The 7,494-nt window shown below is 70.4% G+C and carries 7 protein-coding genes; 1 reads left to right on the plus strand and 6 read right to left on the minus strand.

Annotated elements, in window-relative coordinates; genetic code table 11:
* The 6 genes from AAHZ94_RS24595 to AAHZ94_RS24620 form a co-directional block, all read right to left on the minus strand.
* A partial coding sequence (locus tag AAHZ94_RS24595) for a DUF8010 domain-containing protein (protein WP_349995293.1) occupies positions 1 to 786 on the minus strand: 786 nt, incomplete at its 3' end.
* Positions 783 to 1,247: an acyl-CoA thioesterase gene (locus AAHZ94_RS24600; protein ID WP_349995294.1), complete on the minus strand. Its 465-nt coding sequence runs from the start codon at positions 1,245 to 1,247 to the stop codon at positions 783 to 785. The genes AAHZ94_RS24600 and AAHZ94_RS24595, both read right to left, overlap by 4 nt.
* 5 nt (positions 1,248 to 1,252) lie before the next feature.
* On the minus strand, positions 1,253 to 2,917 hold the full coding sequence (gene ettA, locus AAHZ94_RS24605; protein WP_349995295.1) for an energy-dependent translational throttle protein EttA: 1,665 nt from the start codon (positions 2,915 to 2,917) through the stop codon (positions 1,253 to 1,255).
* A 499-nt stretch (positions 2,918 to 3,416) separates the two neighbouring features.
* Positions 3,417 to 4,880 carry a Cys-Gln thioester bond-forming surface protein gene (locus AAHZ94_RS24610; protein WP_349995296.1) on the minus strand — a complete coding sequence of 488 codons (1,464 nt, stop codon included), beginning with the start codon at positions 4,878 to 4,880 and terminating at the stop codon, positions 3,417 to 3,419.
* 271 nt (positions 4,881 to 5,151) lie between these two features.
* A complete protein-coding gene (locus tag AAHZ94_RS24615) occupies positions 5,152 to 5,610 on the minus strand; it encodes a single-stranded DNA-binding protein (RefSeq protein ID WP_349995298.1) in 459 nt (152 codons plus the stop codon).
* 651 nt (positions 5,611 to 6,261) lie between these two features.
* Entirely contained in the window at positions 6,262 to 6,852 is a 591-nt protein-coding gene (locus AAHZ94_RS24620; RefSeq protein ID WP_349995300.1) for a TetR/AcrR family transcriptional regulator, read from the minus strand.
* A gap of 88 nt (positions 6,853 to 6,940) precedes the next feature.
* Here AAHZ94_RS24620 and AAHZ94_RS24625 point away from each other — a divergent pair, with 88 nt between their 5' ends.
* Complete coding sequence (locus tag AAHZ94_RS24625; RefSeq protein ID WP_349995302.1) at positions 6,941 to 7,357, plus strand: VOC family protein; 417 nt, start codon at positions 6,941 to 6,943, stop codon at positions 7,355 to 7,357.
* The last annotated feature ends 137 nt before the right edge of the window (positions 7,358 to 7,494 follow it).

Raw genomic sequence — 7,494 nt, forward strand, 5'->3', positions numbered from 1 at the left:
GGGGCCCGCGCCCCCGGGCGCCGGCACGGCGGGGTGGGCCCGTCCCGCTCCCCCCGCCCGGGGGGGGGCGAACCGCAGGAATCCCACCGCCTGCGCCGCATGCAGGGCCCGCAGCGGCAACTGCGTGTCGCCGACCGTACGGGACCAGATCTCCCGGCCGATGCGGTCCCGCTCGGTACGCGTGCGCTGCTCCGGCGCCAGCGCCTCGTCCCGGGCCCGGAACTCCGCGACCGCCGCCGCCACCATCGCGCGCACCGCCGCCGAGTCCGGCAGCCCCGGCACCCGCTGCCAGCCACCGCGGGGCGGCAACACGCCGGCCCACGGCGGCCCGGTCACCGGCTCGGGCGCGTACACCGTCAGGCCGGCCGGCCCATCAGCCCGCCCCGCCCCGGCCCCGGCGCGCTGCCGCGCCTCATCGATCGCATCGGCGAACTGACCGGCCGAGACCGTACGGTCCCACTCCCCCGACGCCTCGTCCGCGACCGCCTCCGCGGCCCCGGCGGGCGCCCCCATCTCGGAGCGCGCCGGCCCGGAAGCTATCGGTCCGGAAGCTGTCGCTGGCACGGCCGGGCCCGGTGCCAGCGTCGCCGTCCTGATGGCGAGGACCTCGAACGACGCCGGCCGCCCGAACACCGCGAGCACTCCGCCGGCCCGGGGCCCGGCACCGACCCCGGTCGCCTGGACCCGCACGGCCGCGGCGCGGTCGTAGTGGATCAGCCGGGCCAGGAAGGCGGCGAGATCGGCCGCCTCCCTGGCATCGGCGAAGTGGAGCGCTGGCGCCGTCATGCGGCGACGGCCCCCTCCGACTGGTCGTCGCGCTTGCGCTTGCCCCTGACGGGCGTCTCCTCGACGAACTCCGACAGGAACTTCTCCTCCACCCGGGTCAGCCGCCGGGGCCGCCCCGCTTCGAAGTCGAAGGGCACGACGACCGTGGAGGCCCGTACGTACACGGTGTCCTCGTCCTTGATCTCGTACGCCAGCGTCAGCGACGCGGCGCCGATCTTGGTCACCCAGGTCTCCACGGTGACCGGCGCGTGCCGGTGCACGAGCGGCTTGCGGTAGTCGATCTCGTGCCGGGCCACGACGGAGCCGCCCTCGAACGCCTCGTCGTCGGTCTCGGTCGCCAGCCGCCACATCAGGTCCACCCGCGCCTCCTCCAGATAACGGAGGAAGACGACGTTGTTGACGTGACCGAAGGCGTCCATGTCCGACCAGCGGATCGCGCACGAGTACACATGTCGCGCCATGGTGGTCAGCCCCTGGTGAGCTTCTTGTACGTGGCGCGGTGCGGACGCGCCGCGTCCGGGCCGAGCCGCTCGACCTTGTTCTTCTCGTACGACTCGAAGTTGCCCTCGAACCAGAACCACTTCGACTCGCCCTCGTACGCGAGGATGTGCGTCGCGACGCGGTCCAGGAACCACCGGTCGTGGGAGACGACCACGGCGCAGCCCGGGAACTCAAGGAGCGCGTTCTCCAGCGAGGAGAGCGTTTCGACGTCGAGGTCGTTGGTCGGCTCGTCGAGGAGCAGCAGGTTGCCGCCCTGCTTGAGGGTGAGCGCCAGGTTGAGGCGGTTGCGCTCACCGCCGGAGAGCACGCCGGCGGGCTTCTGCTGGTCGGGGCCCTTGAAGCCGAAGGCGCTGACGTACGCCCTGGAGGGCATTTCGACCTGGCCGACGTTGATGTAGTCGAGCTCGTCGGAGACGACGGCCCACAGCGTCTTCTTCGGGTCGATGTTGGCGCGGGTCTGGTCGACGTAGGAGATCTTGACGGTGTCGCCGACCTTGATCGAACCCGAGTCGGCCGTCTCAAGCCCCTGGATCATCTTGAACAGCGTGGTCTTGCCCGCACCGTTCGGACCGATGATGCCGACGATGCCGTTGCGCGGCAGCGTGAAGGAGAGGTCGTCGATGAGGACCTTGTCGCCGAACGCCTTGGAGAGGTGCTCCACCTCGACCACGATGCTGCCCAGTCGCGGGCCCGGCGGGATCTGGATCTCCTCGAAGTCCAGCTTCCTGGTCTTCTCCGCCTCGGCGGCCATCTCCTCGTAACGGGTCAGTCGCGCCTTGGACTTGGCCTGCCGGCCCTTGGCGTTGGAGCGGACCCACTCCAGCTCTTCCTTGAGGCGCTTGGCGCGCTTGGCGTCCTTCTGCCCCTCGACCTTCAGCCGGGCGGCCTTCTTGTCGAGGTAGGTCGAGTAGTTGCCCTCGTACGGGTGGGCACGGCCGCGGTCGAGTTCGAGAATCCACTCGGCGACGTTGTCGAGGAAGTACCGGTCGTGGGTGACGGCGACGACGGTGCCCGCGTACTTGGCGAGGTGCTGCTCAAGCCACTGGACGGACTCGGCGTCCAGGTGGTTGGTGGGCTCGTCGAGCAGGAGCAGGTCGGGCGCTTCGAGCAGCAGCTTGCACAGCGCCACGCGACGCCGCTCACCACCGGAGAGGTTGGTGACGGGCCAGTCGCCCGGCGGGCAGCCGAGGGCGTCCATCGCCTGTTCGAGCTGGGTGTCCAGGTCCCAGGCGTTGGCGTGGTCAAGGTCCTCCTGGAGCTTGCCCATCTCCTCCATCAGCGCGTCCGAGTAGTCCGTCGCCATCAGCTCGGCGACCTCGTTGAAGCGCCTGAGCTTCCCCATCAGCTCGGCGGCGCCGTCCTGCACGTTCTGCAAGACGGTCTTGGACTCGTCCAGCGGCGGCTCCTGGAGGAGCATGCCCACACTGAAGCCGGGCGCGAGGAAGGCATCACCGTTGGAGGGCTGCTCAAGGCCGGCCATGATCTTGAGGACGGTCGACTTGCCCGCACCGTTGGGGCCGACGACACCGATCTTCGCGCCCGGCAAGAAGTTCAGGTTGACGTCGTCGAGGATCACCTTGTCGCCATGGGCCTTTCGGGCCTTGCGCATGGTGTAGATGTACTCAGCCAAGAGAAACCGTCCGGCAATCATGAGAGTGGGCAGATAGAACCATCTTGCCGTACGCGTAGAGCTGGGCGAAAACCAGTAATGGTCCCCGTCCGCCAGCCCTACGCCCCGGCTCCTTCCCGCACTACCGCACGTGACCGACAGCAGGCCACACGTGTCCACCGCCGCCCCATCCGGGGCCACCACCCGGCGACCACGCGAACGCCCCGATCACGCACGGACACCAACAGGCTACGCGTCGCTACTGACAGTGACCGTGCCCGCGCTTCCCAGCCACCGCTCGGGCACCGCTCCGCCCACGTCGCGCCGCCGGCGCAGCTCGACCCGGCAGCTCCTCCCGGCAGCCCGCTCAGCAGCCCGCCCCGGCAGAGCTCGGCTCCACACGGCCACCGATCACCCGCCGAAACCGGCCGGCCATCACCGGCCAACGACCACCCGGCCATCCGGCCACCCCGGCCACCCGGTCGTGACGCTGCCACGCCCCACGCGCCCCGGAGACGGCTCACGCCTGCGGCGGCTGTGCCTTCCTCCGCCGCACCAGGAACACGGTCCCGCCGCCGACGAGCACCAGCGCCCCGGCTATCCCCGCGATCAGCGGCACGGAACTGTCACTGCCGGTGTCCGCCAGGTCGCCGTCCTCGGCCGCGGTCTGCGGGGTGGCCGCCGCACTCTCGGGCGTGCTCACCGGGGCCTTGCCGAGCTGCGCCGACGGCCGGTTGCCGGCGGCGGCCTTGGTGTCGGTGGCTCCGGTGCCGGTCGCCCCGGCGGCCGGTGTCACCGCGCTGCCGGCCCGGCAGTGCAGCACCCCGCCGAACGTCTTCTCGTAGCCATCGGGCCCGGTGAGCGCGAACGCGTACGCCTGGTCCTCCGCCGCGGGCACGGCGACGGTCTCGGTCTTGCCCGCGGCCAGCGTGTGCGGCTGTTGCGCCAGCTCGTACGTCAGGGGCGCGTCGCCCCGGTTGGCAACGGTGACGTCCACGCCGCCCTTGGCGCAGTTCTTGCGGGCGAAGACGGCGGGTACGGGCCCGTTCTGCGCCCAGGTCGCGGCGGCTTTCGCCGAGACGGTGCTCTCGCTCGAACCGGCGAGTATCTGCGTCTGGCTCTTGGCGTGCTGGCCTATGCCCGTGAAGACCCGGCCGACGGGCACCTTGGTCGCCGCCTCCGCGGTGAGCACGGCCGTACCGTCCGGCGTTCCCGCCGGCATGTCGAGGTAGAGCTTGGTCCCGTTGGTCGCCCGGCTGATCGGCCTGCCGTTCTTGCCCACGATCTTCACGCCTGAGGGCACGGTGGTCGTCGGCGGGGCGATGGTGACGCTGCTCGCGTTCGTCCGCACGGTCACCGGGCCGATGCGCTCGCCCGGCTTTCCGGCAATCGCGGGCGGATCGAGGGTGAGCGACGCCTTCGGTTCCCGGACCTTGCGCGCCGCCTCGTACAGGTAGTCGGCGAGTTTCTCCGCCTGCCGGTCGACCGCATTCACCCGCGCCCGGTCCGAGTAGCGCCAGATGGCCACCTGCGTACCGGCTGCTGCGGACTTCTCACTCAGCGTGCCCGTGCCGGCTGCTCGGGCCAGTCGATCGAGGTCGTTTATCTGCGGGTAGGAGTGCTGGAGAATCCAGCGGATCTTTCCCGCATTGCGGTTGTTGTGCAATGCGGAGGCGCTCCACGGCACTTCCTGGTACTTCGCCTGGTCCTGTGTCGTGTTGTGGATGTCGACGGAGTAGCTCTGGAGCGTGCCGCCATTGTCGACGGACATCTCGAATAGGCCGGCGCTGATCCGCTCCGCCTTGCCGCCCTCACGGACGACCACGCGGTCGAAGGTCGTCAGGCCGCCGAGCGTCGCCGTCGCGCCACCGTGGTTCACAGGCACGTCATCCGCCACGGCCGGCCCCGCCAGGGCGATCACACCCGCCGCGACCAGCCCGGAGGACAAGGCCGCGGCGGCCAGGCGGCCGGTTCCCCGCCTCATGACAGAAAGCATGGTTTTCCCTTCCAGGGCAGGCGCGAGCAGTCCACCGGGTGCGGGCGCCTGGCTGGCGAACTCAAAACTCGGGAGCACTCGTTGCTAGGACGAAGATCCTAAGTAGGGTCCCGTCATGGGTCCCCGGGATCTCGGGTCCGCCCACTGATCCGAATCGGAATCGTTATCCGAATCAGGGTTCACGGGCCACGATTATCGATAAATCCCCTGCGATTCATGGGGATGTCGTCCCCATAGTCGAGTTTTCTGCCATTGCTCCCTAGCCGCCTCCTGCGGTCGCGGCCACCGCATAGGATTCAACTCCCGTTGGCACGGCTGCCAAAGAAGGTTCAGCCGGGGCGCCGGGCAGCGGTTTGACCTGAGTGATCCGCCGGAAGGCTGACGTTCCGCGCGAAAGGTCATGGCCGATGCCGATGGCGTCGAGATCCGCCGAGAACCACTTCTTTCCGTCCCGCTCCTGTTCGTGAATGCGCAACCTGCCCCGCACGATGAGGGGTTCGCCGAGCGCGACGGACGCGGCCACGTTCGCCGCCAGCCCCCGCCATGCGCGCACCGTGTAGAAGCTGGTGCCGCCATCTGCCCACTGGGCGCGCTCCCGATCCCAGCGGCGTGCCGTCACCGCGAGGCGGAACCGCACCACCGCCACGCCCGCACCCGTCTCCCGGTAGTCAGGGGGCGTCGCCACATTGCCCACCACCGTCACTTCCGTCTCGTTCACGGCTTCTCGTCTCCTTGCGTCCACTCGTTGACTCGGCTGCTCGGCTGCTCGGCTGTTATCCGGTCCCGCCGCAGTGCAGCAACGCACAGCGGCGGGGCAGCCCGGCCCCACCGCGGCACGTCACGTCACCACGCATCCAAGGCCGGGGAGCGGCCCGAGCTCCTGATTCCGCGTCGGCGTGGGGCTCCGATGGGAACGCCCCACCCACTCGACGCACGAACGAGTCCGGGCCGCCTGCCCACACCCTCGGCCTGCACGGCAACCACCATGCAGATCACGGGTGTTGGCCTCCGCGCCCGCCCCGGAACCGCCTGCTCTGAGTGCTTCGTCGGTCGGGTCCGCCGCGGATGACCCCATCGTGGACGCCCCGCAAGAATCCCGCTGCGCCCTGTGGATAACCGGGCGCCTGTGGACAACTCCGTCACCCTTGCAAAACCGGCCTAGGCTCCCCCTCATGCAGCACGTACGGCTCGACCGCAGGCTCCGGCCTCGCCCCGAGACACCCCGACACCGCCGCGCCGCCATACGGCCACGGCGACGCGACCCCACACCACTGGAAGGAGCAGACCCGTGCCCGTAACCCTTGGACCGCACGAGCGGTCATCCCGCACACCGGCCCCGAGGAAACGGGGACCGGCGGGTGGCGGGTGGTCAGGCGCGCAGCGCTGCGAGCAGTCGACTCAGTGCCGCCCAGGTCCGGTCGAGGTCGGCCGGGTCGGTGGAGGAGGCGAGCCAGAGCGCTGCCTCGTTCATGGCGCCCGACAGCAGATGGACCAGCGGAGCGACGGGCTGGGGCGTGATGACCTCCGCGTCCACCAGGGACGTCAGCGCCTCGGCGAGGTGGCGCGCCGACGTCGCCTCGTCCATCTCTCGCCACTGGCTCCACCCCAGCACGGCCGGCCCGTCCACGAGCATGATCCGCTGCACGTCCGGCGCGGCGGTCGCGACGAGGAACTCCCGGCAGCCGGCGGTGAACTGGTCCCACGGATCACGCTGCGCCTCGGCGGTCGCCGCGACCCGCTGCCCCACCTCCGTCTGCACCGACTCCAAGACGGCACGGAAGAGCTCGGCCTTGCCGGCGAAGTGATGGTAGAGCGCCCCCTTGGTCACTCCCACCGCACTGACGATCTCCGCCAGGCTCACGGCGGCATACCCGTCACCTGCGAATCTGCGCCTGCCCTCGCGTAGCAACGCCTGCCGGGTCTGCTCCCGCTGTCGCGCTCGAACGCCGTGCTGCGGCATGGTTCCCCTTCCCCGCCACCCTTTGACATACCAAGGGTACGCGAATACCGTTCTTCACATACCGAAGGTAGGCGAAAGAGGTCCCGACATGAAACTGACCAGCTTCTATCCGGTGATCGGCACGGCTCGGCTCGCGGAGTCCCATGATTTCTACACGCGCCTGCTGGGGTTCGAGACGACGTTCTCCGCGGACTGGTACGTGAGCATGCGCCATGCCGACGACCCCACGCGCGAACTCGCACTCCTGGACCACACCCACCCCACCGTCCCCGAGGGCCACCGCGCGCCCGCACAGGGACTGCTTCTCAACTTCGAGGTCGCCGACGTGGACGCGGAGTGGGAGCGGCTCGTCACGACCGAGGGCCTGCGTCCACTGCTCGCGATACGCAGCGAGGACTTCGGCCAGCGCCACTTCATCGTGTCCGACCCCAACGGCGTACTGATCGACGTGATCACGCCCATCGAGCCCACGCCCGAGTTCGCCGCGCAGTACGCCGACCAGTAGTTCACCGGCGGGGGCCCCCCCGGCGGGGGGGGGGCCCCCCCCCCACCCCCCCCGCCCCCCCCCCCCCCCGGGGGGGCCCCCCGGGGGGGGCCGGGGCCCCCCCCCGCGCGGGGGGGGCCGGGGGGGGGGGGGGGGGG

This window comes from Streptomyces sp. HSW2009, assembly GCF_040240285.1.
GTDB lineage: Bacteria > Actinomycetota > Actinomycetes > Streptomycetales > Streptomycetaceae > Streptomyces.

Bases quoted from the DNA above. Each gene is read 5' to 3' on its own strand.
- AAHZ94_RS24600 (WP_349995294.1), bottom strand. From the start codon at position 1,247: ATGGCGCGACATGTGTACTCGTGCGCGATCCGCTGGTCGGACATGGAC.
- AAHZ94_RS24610 (WP_349995296.1), bottom strand. From the start codon at position 4,880: ATGAGGCGGGGAACCGGCCGCCTGGCCGCCGCGGCCTTGTCCTCCGGG.
- AAHZ94_RS24620 (WP_349995300.1), bottom strand. From the start codon at position 6,852: ATGCCGCAGCACGGCGTTCGAGCGCGACAGCGGGAGCAGACCCGGCAG.
- AAHZ94_RS24625 (WP_349995302.1), top strand. From the start codon at position 6,941: ATGAAACTGACCAGCTTCTATCCGGTGATCGGCACGGCTCGGCTCGCG.